A 17,496-nucleotide genomic window follows, 5' to 3' on the forward strand; every position below is an offset into this window, starting at 1 on the left:
AAAGTGGTTTAAAGCGTGTTTAAAAAGCGGATTAAAAAGCGTCCTGTAAGATTTACAGGACGCTGGTGAGACATCAACGTGAGAGCATTAGTCTAATTTTTTGAAATGACGACGGCGTTCGGTTTCGCTCAAGTAGCGTTTGCGCAAACGAATCGATTGTGGTGTGATTTCTACCAATTCATCATCGTCGATGAATTCAACCGCGCTTTCCAAAGTCAATTTCATAGGTGTGGTCAAACGAACCGCTTCGTCAGTACCAGAGGCACGAACGTTGGTCAATTTTTTACCTTTTAATGGGTTAACCACCAAGTCGTTGTCACGGCTGTGAATACCGATAATCATACCTTCGTACAATTTGTCGCCTGGGCTCACAAACATACGACCACGGTCTTCCAAGTTCCACAATGCGTAAGCCACGGCTTCGCCTTGTTCTTGAGAAATCAACACGCCATTATGACGACCTGGCATGTCAGCTTTGACAGGACCGTAATCGTCAAAGACGTGAGACATCAAACCCACACCACGGGTCATGGTCATGAATTCGCCTTGGAAACCAATCAAGCCACGTGCTGGGATTTTGTATTCCAAACGAGTGCGGCCTTTGCCATCACTTTCCATGTTCACCAATTCACCACGGCGACGACCCAATTCTTCCATTACCGCGCCTTGGGTGTTGTCTTCCATGTCTACGGTCAAGTTTTCGTAAGGCTCAGATTTCACGCCATCGATGTCTTTGAATACCACGCGAGGTTTGGCAACAGCCATTTCAAAACCTTCACGACGCATGTTTTCCAACAAAATGGTCAAGTGCAACTCACCACGACCAGACACACGGAAGATGTCCGCATCGGCAGTGTCTTCCACGCGCAATGCCACATTGGTCAACAATTCGTGAGTCAAACGGTCACGGATTTGGCGAGAGGTAACGAATTTACCTTCAGTGCCTGCCAAAGGTGAAGTGTTCACCATGAAGTCCATGGTCAAAGTCGGCTCATCCACAGACAACATTGGCAAACCTTTAGGGTTTTCTTTGTCAGAAATGGTCACACCGATGTTGATGTCGTCCAAACCTGAAATGATGACGATGTCGCCAGCTTCAGCTTCTTCCAAAGGCACACGATCCAAACCTTTAAAGCCCAATAATTGGTTGATACGGCCTTGAGCGATTTGTGTATCAGCTTGCATCACAGACACGATTTGACCTGGTTTGATACGACCGTTCAAGATACGACCAATACCCAAACGACCGGTATAAGTTGAGTAATCCAATTGTGAAATTTGGAATTGCAACACTTCGTCAGCCGAACCAGCTGGCTCTGGAGTGTGTTTCAAAATGGTTTCAAACAAAGGACGCATGTTGTCTGATTCGTCTTCTTCTTGCAATTTGGCAAAGCCAGATAAGCCAGAAGCGTAAACAATTGGGAAATCCAATTGTTCGTCGGTTGCGCCCAAGTTGTCGAACAATTCAAATGTTTGGTCAATCGCCCAGCTAGGACGCGCACCTGGTTTGTCTACTTTGTTTACTACAACAATCGGGTGCAAACCCAAAGCCAAAGCTTTTTTGGTCACAAAACGGGTTTGTGGCATAGGACCTTCTTGCGCATCCACCAACAATACCACGCAGTCAACCATACCCAATACACGTTCAACTTCACCACCGAAGTCCGCGTGTCCTGGAGTGTCAACGATGTTGATGTGGTAACCTTCGTAATCAATGGCAGTGTTTTTTGCCAAAATGGTAATACCGCGTTCTTTTTCGATGTCGCCATTGTCCATTACGCGTTCATCTACTTGTTGGTGAGCGCTAAATGTACCTGATTGACGTAATAATTGGTCCACTAATGTGGTTTTGCCATGATCGACGTGGGCAATGATGGCGATATTGCGAATTTGTTTGCTCATAATCTCGTTGATATCTAATGAATTTTTTGTAACAGTACATTATAGCACCATTCAAAAAACCATGATGCAATTTCTATTGCACCGCAATGTAATAAAATTTTATATTAAAAAATAATCAGTTAAAAAAATTCAAATGACCGTTGACGGTGTTTTGATTCAATACAAAGGGATAAATATGCGCATATTACAGCTTGGACGTTTGTCAAATGATGTTAATGAAGCTTTGGCCAGTGGCTATGACACCACATTTTTGTGGCAACAAACACAAGCGGACGAATATTTGCGCCAAAATGGCAATCGGTTTGATTTGGTGGTGACATCGGCACAGTTTGGTTTGACTCAAACCCAATTAGAATACCTGCCGAATTTGAAAGCAGTGTGCAGTTTTGGCGTGGGCTACGATGCCATCAATGTGGCAGATTTGCAAAAACGCGGCATTGTTTTGAGCAATACGCCCGATGTATTGACCGATTGTGTGGCTGACTTGGCATGGGGATTGATTTTAGATGTGGCCAGACGCATCAGCGCAGCAGACCGCTATGTGCGCAGTTTGTCTTGGGGAGGCAAGCAGCGTTTTGGTAACAGTACCCGCGTCAGTGGCAAGCGTTTGGGCATTTTAGGTCTGGGTCGCATAGGCAAAGCCATTGCCAAACGGGGCGAGGGTTTTGGGATGGATATCGCTTACCACAATCGCCAAAAAGTGGCAGATGTGGCGTATGCTTATTTTGATGATTTGGGCGAATTGGCCACTTGGGCTGATTTTTTGGTCATTGCTTGCCCTGGCGGCAAAGAAACGCAAGGTTTGGTTGATGCAAGCGTCCTGAAAGCTTTGGGCGAACATGGCTTTTTAATCAACATTGCGCGTGGCTCTATTGTCGATGAGGCAGCATTGATTGAGGTGTTGCAAGCCAAACAATTGGCGGGTGCGGCTTTGGATGTGTATGCACACGAACCTAATATACCGACTGCATTGTTACAAAACGGCACGGTGGTATTAACGCCACATATGGGCAGTGCGACTTTGGAAACCCGTCAAGACATGGATACGTTGTTGTTGGACAATGTGGCCAGCTTTATGCAAACAGGACGGTTGTTAACTGCGGTAACATTGTAAACTATGGTTAGCTCGTGTTCAGTGCTGTCTAGGTGTAAAGGAATGGTGCAATGGTCAATTTATATGAGTTATTAGACATACCAGAAAATGCAGATCGCTTGACTATCGAGCGAGCCATTCGGTTGGCAAGAAGCCAAGGCAATGTGGAAGAGCGTTATTTGCAATTGGCGAGCAATTATTTATTACATGATAAAAGACGAGCTCAATACAATCAAAAAATGGGTATTAAGGCGCGTACTCGTGAAAAAAATCGATTGTCAGTAGGAACGGATTGGCGTTATGTGGGTGGTGGCGTGGCTTTGGTGTTGTCTTTGTTCATACCGCTTGGTTATGTGATGTTAGGACAGCAAAAAGCGGCCGAGCAATTGTATCAAAATCCAAATAGCGAATATCAAAAAGCACAAGAATCCATGCAAAAAGCGTGGTCCAACCATCCTGCACAGCCAGATGAGTTACAACACAAAGCCATAGAGCGGCAATTAAATGAGGCGGCTGAGGCGCATCAGAAAAAATTAGAGCAGATGCAATAACTATAGAGTCAATGCAGTATAAGTATTGGTAATGTTTCCAAAACACGGTAATATGCCACGATATTTAACTTGAAGGAAACATATCATGACCGTTGAGAATGGCAAAGTAGTTAGCTTCCATTACACCTTGACCAATGCAGCTGGTGAAGTTTTGGATAAATCTCAAGAGCATCCTATGCCTTACTTGCACGGTGCAGGTAACATCATTCCTGGTTTGGAAAAAGAGTTGGCAGGTAAAGTCGCTGGTGACAAATTGACTGTGAATGTTCCTGCTGCAGAAGCTTACGGCGAATACCATGAGCAATTGGTTAACGAAGTGCCGCGTGAAGCATTCCAAGGTGTGGATGTGATTGAGCCTGGTATGCAATTTCAAGCAGGTACACCAGAAGGCGTGCAAATCATCACTGTTAAAGCCGTAGAAGGCGACTTGGTGATTGTGGACGCTAACCACCCATTGGCTGGTGAAGATTTGACTTTTGAAGTAGAAATCGTAGAAGTGCGTGAAGCGACTGAAGAAGAAACTGCTCACGGTCATGTACACGGTGTAGGTGGTCATCACCACTAATTAAACTGAGTATTCGGTTTTTAAAGCGTCCTGTAAACATTTACAGGACGCTTTTTTATGTCTGACAAATCATTTGATTTTCTTGTGTCGCAATGGCAATAAACGCCCATTGCGCTTCAAACTCATCATGACCATATTCGATTGTATGTCCCGCACACCTTTGATTTGATTCAAGGTATGGACAATGAATTCTGAAAAATGCTCAAAGTCTTGCGTGCGAATGTGCAGCAAATAGTTTGAGCCACCTGTAATCACATACGCATCAGAAATCTCGTCTAATTGTTCGATGGTATCTTGGAAAGATTGATGCCAATCGTCTGCACCTTGATCGATGCGCACTTGTACAAAAGCTTCAACGGTATAGCCTAATTTTTTCGCATTGAGCAAAGCATGGTAGCCCTGAATGTAGCCTGCTTGCTCCAAGGTCTTGACGCGGCGCAAACAAGCGGAAGGCGATAAAGCAACCATGTCGGCCAAATCTTGATTGCTGAGTCTGCCATTGGTTTGCAAGTGGCGAAGGATTTTAAAGTCAGTTTGGTCTAACATCATTACTCCTGCGAAAAATAAGCTATTAATTAGAATATTATTTGAAAATACTATTTTCCATGTCATATATATGCAATATTCTGCATGAAGGCTTATGCTACACTGATTTATGATTTTGTAGTAAAAAATAAAAATTTTCTAAGTGAATTTAATATCTTATTGAGATTATGATGAAAAATGAACGCCCGCCTGTTTATTATGCAGAATACTTGCAATTAGAGAAAATACTCAATGCTCAAGCACCTGAAAGCGTCAAAGAGGGTGTGCGTGCTGATGATGAAATGTTGTTCATCATTATCCACCAAACTTATGAGCTTTGGTTTAAGCAAATATTGCATGAAATCAACATTGTGCGTGATATTTTTGCGCAGCCCAATGTGTCTGATAATGCGCCTGATGTTTACAATGCAGTGAGTCGTTTAAAACGGGTGTGTGAGATTTTAGAAGTATTGGTCAAGCAAATTTCAGTTTTAGAAACCATGACGGCATTGGATTTTTTGGATTTTCGCGATTTTCTGCGTCCAGCTTCGGGTTTTCAAAGCATACAGTTCAAAATCATCGAAGCTTTATTGGGTTTGCAATATCAAAGCCGCCACGGCCAAGAATATTACTTGTCGCAATTGAGTGAAACAGACCGTTTGCGTGTACAAGCGGTAGAGAGTGAAACGTCATTATTGTCTTTGCTCAATGTTTGGTTAGAACGCATGCCTTTGGCCGAACATCACAATGCATGGGCTACAAGCCATGAGAAAGATTGGGGTTTTTGGCAGCAGTTGCGTCATACGTATGCCAAAGATTTGTCTGAGGGTGAGCAAAACAATTTAGCGGTGTTTGATCAATTGTTTATGACGCAAGACACTTATCCGACAGAACGGCGTTTGAGCCAATTGGCGAGCAAAAATGCGTTGTTCATCATGATGTATCGTGACCATCCATTGTTGCAATTGCCGTATGAATTGCTCAATTTATTATTAGAAATCGATGAACAATTGTCTTTATGGCGCTATCGCCACATTCATATGGTTGGCCGCACGATAGGCAAGCGTGTCGGTACCGGTGGCAGCACAGGTGCAGGTTATTTGAAAGCCGCTGCTGAGAGCCACATGATATTCAAAGAAATTTCAGAGTTAACCTCATTTTTGATGCCAAGACACCAATTGCCACAACCGCCACAAGAAGTGGTGGCATGCATGTCTTTTGCATCGAGCCGTTGAAAATTGATTTAAACCACACATTCCATTGAGAAATAGAGGAAAAAAGTATGTTGACATTAGAATACTGCCGCGAGTTGGACGAAAAAGACGTTTTGGCGGCGATGAAATCTGAATTTGCTTTGCCGAACAACACCATTTATTTGGATGGCAATTCGCTAGGTGTGCGCCCACATGCTGCTTTAGAGCGTGTTAACCACATTGTGCGCCAAGAGTGGGAACAAGATTTAATTGGCAGCTGGAACACGCATGGTTGGTGGGAGCTGCCTTTGCACATTGGTAACAAAGTGGCGCAATTGGTGGGTGCGAAAGCGGGTGAAGTGGCTGTGACCGATACTACCAGCTCTAACTTATTCAAAGTGTTGGCAACAGCTTTGAAAATTCAACAAGATGACAGCAAACGCAAAATCATTTTGGCTGAACGTGAGGCGTTTCCAACCGATTTGTACATCATTCAAGGCATGACAGCATGGTTAGAGCGTGGTTATGAGTTGCGCTTGATTGATGGCCCACAAGATTTACAGGACGCTTTGAGTGATGAAGTGGTGGCAGTGGTGTTGTCACATGTGAATTATCGCAGCGGTTATTTATGGCCTATGCAAGAAACCACCGCTCAAATTCATGCTCACGGTGCTTTGGTTATTTGGGATTTGTGTCATTCTATTGGTGCGGTCGAAATTGATTTGAATGGCAGCGATGCTGACTTTGCTATTGGTTGTACTTATAAATATTTGAATGGTGGCCCTGGTGCGCCTGCGATGGTGTGGGTGCCTGAAAAACACGTTAACCAAGTCGGTCAGCCTTTGTCTGGTTGGTGGGGACATGCTAAGCCATTTGATATGGCGACCGATTACACGCCTGCTCAAGGCATACGCCGTTATTTGAGTGGGACACAGCCAATCACTTCTTTGGCATTGGTGGATTGTGGCGTGGATGTGTTCTTAAAAACACAGATGTCCCAAATCCGCAGCAAATCTTTGGCTTTGACCGATTTGTTCATTGCTTTGGTAGAGCAAGAATGTGGACAGCATGCGTTGACTTTGGTAACGCCGCGCGAGCAAGCGATTCGTGGCAGCCATGTGAGTTTCCGTCATGAACATGGCTTTGCCATCATTCAAGCTTTGATTGAGCGTGGTGTGGTGGGAGATTATCGTGAGCCTGAAGTGATGCGTTTTGGTATTACACCACTTTATTTGAGCCATGAAGACATTTGGGATGCGGTACAACATTTGAAAAATATTTTAGACACAGGCAGCTGGGATCAAGCCCATTTTCACCGTCGTGGTGCTGTGACTTAATCTGATTCAATCAAAAGCGATGGTTAACAAATAAGCATCGCTTTTTTTTGTAGCAATACTACAAAAGCAAAAAGCAAAATTACAAAATGTCAGAAGGAAGTTTAGATGAGTCAATTTGATAAAATTCAAGCGCGTGAGGCGGGCTTGCACAAAAAGCTCACTGCACGGCAAATGAGCATGATTGCCATCGGTGGCGCCATTGGTACGGGTTTATTCTTGGGCAGTAAGTTTGCCATCAGTTTTGCAGGGCCTGCGGTGATTGTCAGTTATGCCATTGGCGGTGTGATTGCTTTGTTATTGATGGCATGTTTGGCTGAAATGACGATTGCCCATCCTACTTCAGGTTCGTTTGGTGCTTATGCCGAGCATTATATCAGTCCGTTGGCGGGTTTTTTGGTGAGGTATAGTTATTGGTCGTGTATTGTGTTGGCAGTGGGTACAGAAGTGACGGCAGTGGCGGAATACATGAAAATGTGGTTTCCTGATGTGGCTTCATGGTGGTGGATTGTGGGTTTTTCTGCGGCTTTGATTGGTGTGAATGCTTACAGTGTGAAAGCTTTTGGTTCGGTGGAGTATTGGTTTTCATCGGTGAAAGTGTTTGCAATTTTGGCGTTCATTTTATTGGCGGTGATTGTGTTGTTTGGTCAACATGGCATCAGCGATGGCATGAAGAATTTGACCGCACATGAAGGTTTTGCTCCGAATGGTTTTTGGGGTATTTGGGTTGGTGTGATTATTTCGATTTTCAGTTATTTGAGTATTGAGATGATTGCGGTGGCAGCAGGCGAAGCTGAAAACCCAGAAGAGTCGGTGCGCAAAGCTTTTCGTGCCACTGTATATCGTTTGGTAATTTTTTACTTGTTATCATTGAGTTTGATTGTAATGTTGGTACCTTGGACGGCATTGGTGGCTAAAGGTGCGAGCAGTCCATTCATTACTGTGATGCAAGAGTTGGGTATTCCGTTTGCTGATGGCATTTTGAATTTTATTGTGATTATTGCAGCTTTGTCAGCGATGAACAGTATGTTGTACATTTCTACTCGCATGATGTTCAGTTTGTCACGCGCAGGCGATGCGCCGAAAATGTTCGGTAAAATCAAAGCCAATGGTGTGCCGATGAATGCGTTGATTTTGTCAGCCAGCGGCATTGCGGTGGCTTCTATTGTGTATGGCATCAATCCTGAGGCGGCTTTCCCAGTGATGATTTCTTTGTCGATGTTTGGGGCGATGCTCACTTGGGGCATGATTTTTGTGACGCATTTCTTTTTCCGTCGTCAAATTGAAAAAGAAGGTCGTGTGTTGAGTTTCCGTGTCCCTGGTTTCCCTGTTGGTACGATTTTGGGTGCGGTGTTGATGTTGGCGATTATGTTGACCACTTATATGACTGATGTATTCAAATCCACTTTGTTGTTTGGCTTACCATTCACCATCGCTTTGGTCGGTTTGTATTATGTGTTGCGTCGCAAACCACAAGCACCTGAAACTTTGACTCAAGCAGAGCAAGAGCAAGTTTAAGTCATTCATTGGATGGTTTGATTTTACAGGACGCTGAGTCACATCAGCGTCCTGTATTATTTATGCTTGAGTTATTTCCAATAAGCGCGCCAATGTAGCATCGGTCGTATTGAAGATGTTGTCTAAAATAGTGTAATGGTTGGTGTGAGTCATCGGGTGCACGATGGGATGAAAACCTTGTTGCATCAGTTGTTCAGCATAATGACTCGATTGCCATTGCAACTCGTCTAGTTCTTCCAAGCCATAAGCAATGTGCAAAGGCTTGGTACTGGCTGTGTGGCGACTTGGGCTGTATTGCACAATATCTTGTTTACTGAGTTTCAAAGCTTCGTTCAAATGGGTATGCACCAAAGGTTGTAAATCATACAGGCCGCTGATGGCAATAATATGATTGACCCAAGCATGGTGTTGCCATTGTGCGCTTAAATGTCCGCCCGCAGAATGACCACACAAATACACTTGGCGGTTTTGCCATTGTGGCTGTTGTGCTAAAAAATCCAAACCTTGTCCAACGCTTTGAACCAATTGTTCAAACGAGACATCAGGTGTTAATGGATATTCCAACAATAAAACATCCAAACCTGTGGCCAATAAAGATGGCACGATAAAACCAAAATCCTCTTTGCAGCACCACTGCCAATAGCCTCCATGAATAAAAACCAATATGGGCGCTTGTTCACGCGCGCATTCAAATACATCTATGGTTTGGCGTGGGTGGGTGCCATAAGTCAGTGTGTGGTTGGGATGGTTTTGGTAAACGGTGCTACTGCGTTGTTGAAAATCCACCAAAATGGCATCTTCATTGGCTACAGTGCGGCTGTTGTCGTATAAACGCATGCAAAATCCTTTAAAAATGGGCTTTCTTGTATGGCTATGTTAGGAGGCGGTAGAGATTCTGTAATAATGCAGGTTGGTATTTGTTTAACATGATATTGGAATTATTTATGAAATCCATAATGGCTTTGTCTTCATTGTTTACCTCGGTCTCGGTGTTGTTCATCGGCGTCGGTTTGTTCATCTTTTTTTCCAATATTGAGTTGGCCAATGCAGGTGTGAGTTCTGAAAAAATTGGCTTAATCAATGCAGGTTTTTATTTTGGTGCATTGCTCAGTGGCATTGCCGCGCAGCGTTGGGTGGCCAAAGTGGGTCATATCCGCGCTTTTGCATTGTTTACGGCATTGGTTGTCATCAGTATTTTAATGCATGTTTTGGTTAAAAATGAATATGCTTTGGTGGGTTTTCGTGTGATATTGGGTTTTGCCGATTACAGTTTGTTAATGGTGGTGGAAAGTTGGCTCAATGCCCGTTCTACCAACAAAAACCGCAGCAGTATTTTGGCAGTATATACCATGGTTTTTTACATGGCGTTCATGGTCGCATCATTGGTCATTGCTTATCCTATTGGTGCCGCATCTATGTATGTTTTGTGTGCCATATTGGCGGTGGGTGCCATCATTCCCATCATGCTCACGCGCACCGAACAGCCTGAGTTACCCCATAAAATGGGCATCAGTTTTCCAAAATTGTGGGAAGTCGTGCCATTGGCCTTGCTTGGGACGGTGGTAGCGGGTTTCTTGGTCGGTGGCTTTATCACGATGGCGCCTGTGTATGTGTCTTTGCGTGGCTTGGACAATCAAGTGGCATCGTATTTTATTTTGGCAGCCATGACCGCAGGTTTGATGATTCAAATTCCAATGGGGAAATTCTCGTATCGCTTTGGTCGTCGAGCAGGTTTGATTTTGGCTTCATCGTTTGCCATTGTGGCGGCTGCTTTGATGTGGACCTTGGGCCAATATGAATATGTATTAATTGGTTCGGCATTTTTGATGGGTTGTGGCGTGTTTACCATGTATTCATTGAGTTCCGCTCGAGCCAACGACAGTATTCCTGCGCACTCCAATGTGGTAGAGGTTGGTCGCAGTTTGTTGTTCAGCTATTGTATTGGCTCATTTTTATCGCCTTTGTTATTGGGCTTTTTGATGAAATATATGGGTGCAGAAGGCTTTGTATTGCAATACTTGGTATTGGCTGGGATTTTGTTGGTCTTCGCTTTGACTCAAGCCGTGATTCCTTTGGCAAAACGGGGTCGTTATGTGTCTATGCCAGTGAATGCAGGCATGGGCAGCGTGTTGGTCGCGCAGGAATTAGAAGATGTGCAAGCACAGCAAGCGCAAGAATCAGCAGATGCCGCTTCTGCTGGTGAATCGGAGACAATCGTGACAGCGTCAAGCCCAGTTAGTCAAGAGACTCAGAAGGATAATACTGTTTTACAGGACGCTTCTATTGTATTGGATGAAAGCCTTAAAGCTGAAGCAATCATCATAGAAGATACAAAGCCTATGATGATGGAAGAAGGTGTTGATAAGTCTGAAAACGCAGATAAAAACAGCTTAACCACGCTTTAATTCACAACAATTTATGGGTGCGGCTCTTGTAATTTGAGTTTGCACCCATATTTGTACCCCATTCTCAACCATTTAGCCAAACCAACGAACATGAGTCAACGTGATTTTTATGAAGTGTTGGGTGTATCGAAAAGCGCCAGCGATGAGGAAATTAAAAAATCCTACCGCAAATTGGCGATGAAATACCATCCTGACCGCAATCCAGATAACAAAGAAGCTGAAGAAAAATTCAAAGAAATTCAGAAAGCTTATGACATCTTGTCCACGCCTGATAAAAAAGCAGCGTACGACCAATATGGCCATGCCGGTGTAGATCCTAATATGGGCGGCGGTGGTTTTGGTGGCGGCTTTGGCGGTGGTGGTGGTTTTAATGGCGATTTTGGCGATATTTTCAGCCAAATGTTTGGTGGCGCAGGTAGCGGTGGTGGTCGCTCGCGTCAACCTGATTATAGTGGTGCTGATTTGCGTTATGATTTGCGCATCACTTTGGAAGAAGCCGCGCATGGCGTGAAAAAGCAAATCACGTTTGCCACACACGATGAATGCGATGTTTGTCATGGCACAGGTGCCAAAGCTGGTAGTACACCTACAACTTGTCATACTTGTCATGGTTCAGGTTCGGTACACATTCGACAAGCGATTTTCCAAGTACAGCAAACTTGCCCGACTTGCCAAGGCGCAGGCGTGGAAATCAAAGACCCATGTATCAAATGTAAAGGTCATGGCAAAGTTCGCACCAGTCGCACTTTGGATGTCAATATCCCCGCTGGCGTGGATACAGGCAGCCGTATCCGTTTGAGCGGTGAGGGCGAAGCAGGTACGCACGGTGCGTCTTCAGGCGATTTGTATGTGTTTATTGAAGTGGCTGAACACAAGATTTTCGAACGTGATGGCATTGATTTGCATTGTGAAGTGCCGATTGGTTTTACCACCGCAGCTTTGGGCGGTGAAGTGGAAGTGCCGACTATTGACGGACGTGTGAAATTGAAAATTCCACCAGAAACCCAATACGGTCGTAAGATGCGCATTAAAGGCAAGGGTATCAAATCATTGCGCTCAAGTTCAGTCGGCGATTTGTATTGCCATATTTTGGTAGAAACGCCAGTGAATTTGACCGAACGTCAACAAGAATTGTTGGAAGAGTTTGAAACCATTTCAACGGGTCAAGAGCGTTCACAAACCCCGCGCCAAAAATCATTCATGGATAAATTACGCGATTTGTTTGATTGATTCATCAGTATTAAAAAAGCGTCCTGTAACTGTTTACAGGACGCTTTTTATTGGCTTGAAAATGTTTATTTAATCGTCCAATGGAATATCCACGCAGAACAATTTTTTAGCACTGTCCCAAGTCGCAGCATCGGTGTTTTCCACGCCTTGATTGAATAATTTGGTGCTGGTTTTAATTTTGCTCAAAGTTTTGGCATTGTCGCTGTCATTTAAAGATACAAATGCAACGCTGGTATGTTCAGAGATGGCTTTGATGGTTTTGCCTAATTTGACCCATGATGTCGGACGCACTTGGCTTGGGTAAATCAAGACATCGGCCTGTAAGCCTGCGTATAAATCTGCATGCAAAGCATGGATTTCATCGCCAAACGCAAAAGAAACTTGATGACCACGCACATTCAATACTCGTTTTTTGTTGATGCGCTTGATGAATTTGTCGCCTTGTTGGGTGATTTCTTCAATGCTACATTCACGACCCAATGAATCCACATCTTTGCGGCTGACCAACACATGTTTGGGTGCGTGACCGACACGCACTTGCTGGCAATACACTTTTTGGCCTTTGTGTAACACGGCTTGAATTTCTTCCACACTTGGGTACTCAAACACATAGTCACTATTGATGTGACTTAGGCTTGGGTTGTAAGTTGGCAAAACCACCAAATTTGCAGACGTTTCGCTAATGGCTTGCAAAATTTGTTGCTTGGTTGAGAAGAAAGAAGGTGAAATCAAACGCACCATACTCATGCTTGTTTTCCTTAGTATTATTTTGGTTACTGAACCTTAAATGGTAACCTGTTTGTATGGCAGTGTGTGATAAATCTGATTATTTCCATCTTGTGCCTTGATTTCAAAGCAAGATGATTCTATGAAAGAGGTCGTAAAAATGGAGTCTGAACACAAAAAAGTGCAAGTTTACCAAGATGAACCACACAATACCTTAGCGATTATCAGCTTGGTCGCAGGTGTGGCGGCTTGGGTGATTATTCCTATTTTAGGAGCGATTGTGGGTGTGATTTGTGGCCATTTGGCCAGAGGGCAGTTATTAGAAAGACCACATGAGACCAGTAGTATTATGGCTTTATTAGGCTTGATTTTGTCGTATGTGCAATTGGTTTGTGTGACTTTGCTCATTGGTTTTGTCGTTTGGTTTGGTTGGGCTTTGATACAAGGCGTGACATGATAAAGACTGGGTGGTTTTATTGAAATTTTAGCGTATGAAAATTTTAATTATTGCCATTTTTTTGACAGATAAAATTAAAGCCATGAATATTAATTGGCTTGTGTTTTCGTGTGGTTAAGGAAGACATTGTTGGTCGTTTGTGAATGATGTTGATGGCGTGAAGATGGGTTTGCATGAGGTATTTTGTGAGTTGAATGAGGAATAGTTGGTTGATGTCATAAGATGGTTTTCGCTGTATGACTGGTTTAGATGGCTTTGAATGTAGTCTATAAGAGCCATATTCACGGTTGTTGCTTGTTTTAATTTGTTTAATTGTAAAATGTTTCGGATTTTTATGTTTTTTGGTGTAAAATATTACGTTAATTGATGTAAAAAATAACGATAATACTGCCCATGATTCAAAAAACCAAATTGAACAGCCATGTTTATTTATGTGTGTTGTTTACCCTCTTGTCCTATACCATCTTGCCGATGATCGCATCATGGGCAGGCGTGTTGAGTGGTCAATCGGCATTGCGCGAAATCTCTCAAAATCCTGAAACATTTTATGGCGAACAAGCAGCAAGAATTGGCATATATGCTTCTTATTTTTCAGCTGGTATGTGGTTTTGTTTGATTGTTGGTTACGCCATATTCAGCTTGCTTAATACCAATATTGTGTAAGCTTTTTGCAGGCTTAAGCATTTTTAGGTAACATACTTGTTTTATTGTAAAGATTTCGGACAGTACCGAAATCTTTTTTCTTTTGGTGATTTGTGTCCGTGAACCATTCTGATATCCCTGTTACAAAATCGAAATTGAGCGACAAACAACTGTCTTTATTATTGGCTTTGCTGGTCGCCATTATGCCGTTTTCTATAGATACTTATTTGCCTGCCATGCCTATGATGGCAGAGGCTTTGAACAGCAATGTACATACCATTGAAAAAAGTTTGAGTGTGTATTTAGTGGGTGCCGCTTTAGGGCAATTGTTTGGGGGCTCTTTGTCAGATTTGAAAGGGCGCAAACCGATTTGTTTGGTGGGTTTGTTGATTTTTGTCATCAGCACGGCATGGATTACACAAACCAGCCAAGCCGACCACTTGATTGCATTGCGCTTGATTCAAGGTGCGGGTGCGGGTATGGCAACGGTGATTGTGCCAGCGATGGTGCGTGATCGTTATACAGGTTCCCAAGCGGCGCAAATGTTTGCCACCATTGGCATTATCATTATGATTGCGCCTGCGATTGCACCAATGGTCGGTGCTTTGATTCAAGGAATTTGGGGTTGGCAAGCAATCTTTGGTTTTTTGCTATTGTATGGTGTGGCTTTGCTAGGATGTATGTACCAATATTTGCCACACAATAAGCCACAACGAGAACCCAATGAAGCGTTTTGGAGTGGTGTTTTTAGCCGCTATCAAAGCGTCCTGAAACACAAAGAAGCCATGGGATTTTTGTTGTTACAAGGCTTTTGTTTCAGTTGTATGTTTGTGTTTTTGACGGAGTCGTCTTGGGTTTACCAACACCATTATGGTTTGAATCAGACCCAATATGCATGGGCATTCATGTTCAATATCATTGCAATGGCAACGTTTAACCGAATGACGGCTTGGCGTTTGAAAAAAGGCTCAGCCCCAAAAAACTTATTGCGTGCGGGCTTGGCAGTGCAAGTGATTGCAGCAAGCGTATTGCTGGGATGGAGTTTGGTGGCTTTGCCGCCATTGCCACTTATGGTTTTATTGTTGATGCTAACTATTGGTGCACAAGGCTTGATTGTGCCATCCAATCAGGCAATTTATATGTCTTACTTTAGTCGCGAAGCGGGCAGCGCCAATGCATTGTTAGGTGCGTGTATGCAGATGATTGCGGCTTTGATTGGTTGGAGTACTGCTGAATTGCATGCAACAACAGCAGGCAATGTGACGGTGATGCCTGCAATGATGTTTGCATCCACTTTGTGCGCCATCATTGCCATTAGCGTGTTGTCTCGTTCGGCGTTTAAAGTGTCATAATCAGCCTTTGATCATAAAATTGCATATGCTTTTTGAAAGCATTGTTTTATTCTTCTCAATGAAACAATGCATTATCAATGGTATTTTTCTGTTGAGCATATGGATTTAAAATCTGTTTTTAAATCCATATGCTTTTTTGAGTATATAGGTATGAAATAAAGTTCCTTTTTTCTTGTACAAGCTTCCTATATGATGTTAGTAAATAATATATTAACATCATAAATTGGAGCTCAAGAATGTCTCGTTTAACCATCAATACCGTTGCCACTGCCCCTAGCGATGCCCAAGCCCGTGTAGAAGCGGTTGAAAAAGCCAATGGTTTCATTCCCAACTTAATTGGTGTGTTGTCTAACGCACCAACGGCTTTGGAAATGTACCAAGAAGTGGGCAAAATCAATGCACGCACCAGCTTGTCTGCCGCGGAAATCGAAGTGGTACAAATCACGGCTGCTCGCATCAATGAATGTGGTTTTTGCGTGGCAGGTCACACCAAAATCTCAACGCTTAAAAAATTGTTTGCTGAGGAAGTATTGACTGCCATTCGCGCGGTAGAAGACTTTGCGGCGCAAGAACCTAAATTGAACGCTTTGGCACGTTACACCGTTGCGGTGATGCAAAACAAAGGTGCGGTGAGTGACGCAGAATTGGCTGCGTTTTTTGCCGCAGGTTACAACCAACAACAAGCCGTTGAAGTGGTGTTGGGTGTGGCTTTGGCAACGCTTTGCAATTACACCAACAATTTGGCTCAAACTGAAATCAATGAACAATTGCAAGCATTTGCTTAATTGATGCATTGATTGTGTGAGCGTCCTGTAAAACGCTTACAGGACGCTTTTTTATTTGTTGTCTTTGATATTTGTTTTTTGAAAGAACACCCTCCATGACTCGTGAATCTTTGATGCAAGCGGTGAGTTTGCATGCTCAAACTCAATTGCGCCCTTTGGTTGAAAAAATCGACCGCGAAGGTTTTTATCCTGCTGATTATTTGCGTGGCGTGGGTGAATTGGGTGGTTTTGCGGCATTGGGAACGGTGGCTGAAGGCGGTTTGGGTTTGGGCTTGGCGGCGCAAATTGAAGTCATTCGCCGCATCGGTCATGAGTGTGGTTCTACAGCATTTATGGCGTGGTGCCAAAGCGCATGTGCTTGGTATTTACACCAAAGTCAAAATGCTGGCGTGTGTGAGCGTTATTTGAAAGATGTGTTGCAAGCGAATGTATTGGCAGGCACAGGCATGTCCAACACCGTCAAACATTTGTCTGGCATTGAAAAACATTTGCTCAAAGCACAAAAAACCGATGATGGTTATGTGGTCAGCGGCATGTTGCCGTGGGTATCTAACATTGGTGAAGGTCATGTTTGGGCAGCAACAGCGCAAGTGAGTGAAACCGAATTTGTGATGTTCATGACGGGCACGCATATGGATGGTGTGACTTTGCGTGATTGTCCTGAGTTTTGCGGCTTGGAAGGCACGCGCACTTTGGGTGTGAAATTCAAAGATGTGGTGATTACCGAAGCCGATTTATTGGCAGACACACATCAATTTGCTGATTTCATCAAAGCGATTAAACCGGGCTTTATTTTGTTGCAAATTGGTATGGGTGCGGGTGTGGTGGATGGTTGCATCGACATCATGCGTGAAAGCAATGTGGTCACAGCACATGTGAATCAATATTTGGACGATGGCGAAGCCGAAACAGCAGCACAATTGGCTGACAATTGGGCAGCGACGGTGCGCTTGGCTGAGCAAGCCGATGCAGGCGATGTGTCGATGTTGGAGGTGTGCAAAACCCGTTTGGAGGCATCTGAATTGTCATTGGCTGCGGCACAGTCGGCGGCGTTGCATGCAGGTGCTAAGGGTTATTTGATGCGCCATCCTGCGCAGCGACGCAACCGTGAAGCGATGTTCGTGGCGATTGTGACTCCTGCCATCAAACATTTGCGCAAAGAAATTGCCAAGCTCGAATGCGAGTTGGTACAAGCGGCAACAGCAGAAAGTTAAGATA

General features: G+C 43.8%; 17 protein-coding genes. 13 read left to right on the forward strand and 4 right to left on the reverse strand.

The genetic code is table 11. The features are described from left to right. Positions 1 to 87: 87 nt before the first annotated feature. A complete protein-coding gene (gene typA / locus H150_RS0102295) occupies positions 88 to 1,902 on the reverse strand; it encodes a translational GTPase TypA (RefSeq protein ID WP_019957430.1) in 1,815 nt (604 codons plus the stop codon). 175 nt (positions 1,903 to 2,077) lie between these two features. On the opposite strand from typA, the gene H150_RS0102300 reads away from it, so the two are divergent. The 3 genes from H150_RS0102300 to H150_RS0102310 all read left to right on the forward strand — a co-directional run bounded on the left by H150_RS0102300 (position 2,078) and on the right by H150_RS0102310 (position 4,111). After that, positions 2,078 to 3,016, forward strand: coding sequence for a 2-hydroxyacid dehydrogenase (locus H150_RS0102300; protein ID WP_019957431.1), 939 nt, complete (start codon positions 2,078 to 2,080; stop codon positions 3,014 to 3,016). Positions 3,017 to 3,066: 50 nt separating this feature from the next. Further along, the gene (locus H150_RS0102305) at positions 3,067 to 3,546 is read left to right on the forward strand and encodes a hypothetical protein (protein WP_019957432.1); all 480 of its coding nucleotides are present in this window, start codon (positions 3,067 to 3,069) and stop codon (positions 3,544 to 3,546) included. An 85-nt stretch (positions 3,547 to 3,631) separates the two neighbouring features. Continuing rightward, a complete protein-coding gene (locus H150_RS0102310) occupies positions 3,632 to 4,111 on the forward strand; it encodes an FKBP-type peptidyl-prolyl cis-trans isomerase (RefSeq protein ID WP_019957433.1) in 480 nt (159 codons plus the stop codon). A gap of 69 nt (positions 4,112 to 4,180) precedes the next feature. Here the strand turns inward: H150_RS0102310 and H150_RS0102315 are convergent, their stop codons facing one another. Further along, entirely contained in the window at positions 4,181 to 4,657 is a 477-nt protein-coding gene (locus H150_RS0102315; protein WP_019957434.1) for an Lrp/AsnC family transcriptional regulator, read from the reverse strand. Positions 4,658 to 4,827: 170 nt separating this feature from the next. Here H150_RS0102315 and H150_RS0102320 point away from each other — a divergent pair, with 170 nt between their 5' ends. From H150_RS0102320 to H150_RS0102330, 3 genes are all read left to right on the forward strand, one after another. After that, entirely contained in the window at positions 4,828 to 5,871 is a 1,044-nt protein-coding gene (locus tag H150_RS0102320; RefSeq protein ID WP_019957435.1) for a tryptophan 2,3-dioxygenase family protein, read from the forward strand. Between the two features lie 47 nt (positions 5,872 to 5,918). Beyond that, positions 5,919 to 7,166 carry a kynureninase gene (gene kynU, locus H150_RS0102325; protein ID WP_019957436.1) on the forward strand — a complete coding sequence of 416 codons (1,248 nt, stop codon included), beginning with the start codon at positions 5,919 to 5,921 and terminating at the stop codon, positions 7,164 to 7,166. A 105-nt stretch (positions 7,167 to 7,271) separates the two neighbouring features. Next, positions 7,272 to 8,681, forward strand: coding sequence for an amino acid permease (locus tag H150_RS0102330; protein WP_019957437.1), 1,410 nt, complete (start codon positions 7,272 to 7,274; stop codon positions 8,679 to 8,681). A gap of 60 nt (positions 8,682 to 8,741) precedes the next feature. On the opposite strand, the gene H150_RS0102335 is transcribed toward H150_RS0102330, so the two are convergent. Further along, positions 8,742 to 9,518 carry an alpha/beta hydrolase gene (locus H150_RS0102335; protein WP_019957438.1) on the reverse strand — a complete coding sequence of 259 codons (777 nt, stop codon included), beginning with the start codon at positions 9,516 to 9,518 and terminating at the stop codon, positions 8,742 to 8,744. 107 nt (positions 9,519 to 9,625) lie between these two features. On the opposite strand from H150_RS0102335, the gene H150_RS13550 reads away from it, so the two are divergent. Together H150_RS13550 and dnaJ are read left to right on the forward strand one after the other, a co-directional pair. Continuing rightward, positions 9,626 to 11,086 carry an MFS transporter gene (locus H150_RS13550; RefSeq protein ID WP_169708858.1) on the forward strand — a complete coding sequence of 487 codons (1,461 nt, stop codon included), beginning with the start codon at positions 9,626 to 9,628 and terminating at the stop codon, positions 11,084 to 11,086. A gap of 90 nt (positions 11,087 to 11,176) precedes the next feature. Further along, positions 11,177 to 12,316: a molecular chaperone DnaJ gene (gene dnaJ, locus H150_RS0102345; protein ID WP_026353404.1), complete on the forward strand. Its 1,140-nt coding sequence runs from the start codon at positions 11,177 to 11,179 to the stop codon at positions 12,314 to 12,316. Positions 12,317 to 12,385: 69 nt separating this feature from the next. Here dnaJ and H150_RS0102350 read toward each other — a convergent pair whose 3' ends face one another. Continuing rightward, positions 12,386 to 13,063: a hypothetical protein gene (locus H150_RS0102350; protein WP_019957441.1), complete on the reverse strand. Its 678-nt coding sequence runs from the start codon at positions 13,061 to 13,063 to the stop codon at positions 12,386 to 12,388. 139 nt (positions 13,064 to 13,202) lie between these two features. Between H150_RS0102350 and H150_RS13555 the strand changes: the two genes are divergently transcribed. The 5 genes from H150_RS13555 (at position 13,203) to H150_RS0102380 (ending at position 17,492) form a co-directional block, all read left to right on the forward strand. After that, positions 13,203 to 13,499 carry a DUF4190 domain-containing protein gene (locus tag H150_RS13555; protein ID WP_019957442.1) on the forward strand — a complete coding sequence of 99 codons (297 nt, stop codon included), beginning with the start codon at positions 13,203 to 13,205 and terminating at the stop codon, positions 13,497 to 13,499. Positions 13,500 to 13,892: 393 nt separating this feature from the next. Next, on the forward strand, positions 13,893 to 14,162 hold the full coding sequence (locus H150_RS0102365; RefSeq protein ID WP_019957443.1) for a hypothetical protein: 270 nt from the start codon (positions 13,893 to 13,895) through the stop codon (positions 14,160 to 14,162). 98 nt (positions 14,163 to 14,260) lie between these two features. Then, positions 14,261 to 15,493 (forward strand): multidrug effflux MFS transporter, encoded by a 1,233-nt coding sequence (locus H150_RS0102370; protein ID WP_051082966.1) that lies wholly within the window; start codon positions 14,261 to 14,263, stop codon positions 15,491 to 15,493. Between the two features lie 236 nt (positions 15,494 to 15,729). Beyond that, the gene (locus H150_RS0102375) at positions 15,730 to 16,278 is read left to right on the forward strand and encodes a carboxymuconolactone decarboxylase family protein (protein ID WP_019957445.1); all 549 of its coding nucleotides are present in this window, start codon (positions 15,730 to 15,732) and stop codon (positions 16,276 to 16,278) included. A 95-nt stretch (positions 16,279 to 16,373) separates the two neighbouring features. Next, on the forward strand, positions 16,374 to 17,492 hold the full coding sequence (locus tag H150_RS0102380) for an acyl-CoA dehydrogenase family protein (protein WP_019957446.1): 1,119 nt from the start codon (positions 16,374 to 16,376) through the stop codon (positions 17,490 to 17,492). Positions 17,493 to 17,496 lie beyond the last annotated feature (4 nt).

Origin of the sequence: Vitreoscilla stercoraria DSM 513, from assembly GCF_000382305.1 — a bacterium.
GTDB classification, from domain to species: Bacteria; Pseudomonadota; Gammaproteobacteria; order Burkholderiales; family Neisseriaceae; genus Vitreoscilla; species Vitreoscilla stercoraria.

Coding starts and splice junctions, on each gene's coding strand:
- typA (WP_019957430.1), bottom strand. CDS start 1,902: ATGAGCAAACAAATTCGCAATATCGCCATCATTGCCCACGTCGATCAT.
- H150_RS0102300 (WP_019957431.1), top strand. CDS start 2,078: ATGCGCATATTACAGCTTGGACGTTTGTCAAATGATGTTAATGAAGCT.
- H150_RS0102305 (WP_019957432.1), top strand. CDS start 3,067: ATGGTCAATTTATATGAGTTATTAGACATACCAGAAAATGCAGATCGC.
- H150_RS0102310 (WP_019957433.1), top strand. CDS start 3,632: ATGACCGTTGAGAATGGCAAAGTAGTTAGCTTCCATTACACCTTGACC.
- H150_RS0102315 (WP_019957434.1), bottom strand. CDS start 4,657: ATGTTAGACCAAACTGACTTTAAAATCCTTCGCCACTTGCAAACCAAT.
- H150_RS0102320 (WP_019957435.1), top strand. CDS start 4,828: ATGAAAAATGAACGCCCGCCTGTTTATTATGCAGAATACTTGCAATTA.
- kynU (WP_019957436.1), top strand. CDS start 5,919: ATGTTGACATTAGAATACTGCCGCGAGTTGGACGAAAAAGACGTTTTG.
- H150_RS0102330 (WP_019957437.1), top strand. CDS start 7,272: ATGAGTCAATTTGATAAAATTCAAGCGCGTGAGGCGGGCTTGCACAAA.
- H150_RS0102335 (WP_019957438.1), bottom strand. CDS start 9,518: ATGCGTTTATACGACAACAGCCGCACTGTAGCCAATGAAGATGCCATT.
- H150_RS13550 (WP_169708858.1), top strand. CDS start 9,626: ATGAAATCCATAATGGCTTTGTCTTCATTGTTTACCTCGGTCTCGGTG.
- dnaJ (WP_026353404.1), top strand. CDS start 11,177: ATGAGTCAACGTGATTTTTATGAAGTGTTGGGTGTATCGAAAAGCGCC.
- H150_RS0102350 (WP_019957441.1), bottom strand. CDS start 13,063: ATGAGTATGGTGCGTTTGATTTCACCTTCTTTCTTCTCAACCAAGCAA.
- H150_RS13555 (WP_019957442.1), top strand. CDS start 13,203: ATGGAGTCTGAACACAAAAAAGTGCAAGTTTACCAAGATGAACCACAC.
- H150_RS0102365 (WP_019957443.1), top strand. CDS start 13,893: ATGATTCAAAAAACCAAATTGAACAGCCATGTTTATTTATGTGTGTTG.
- H150_RS0102375 (WP_019957445.1), top strand. CDS start 15,730: ATGTCTCGTTTAACCATCAATACCGTTGCCACTGCCCCTAGCGATGCC.
- H150_RS0102380 (WP_019957446.1), top strand. CDS start 16,374: ATGACTCGTGAATCTTTGATGCAAGCGGTGAGTTTGCATGCTCAAACT.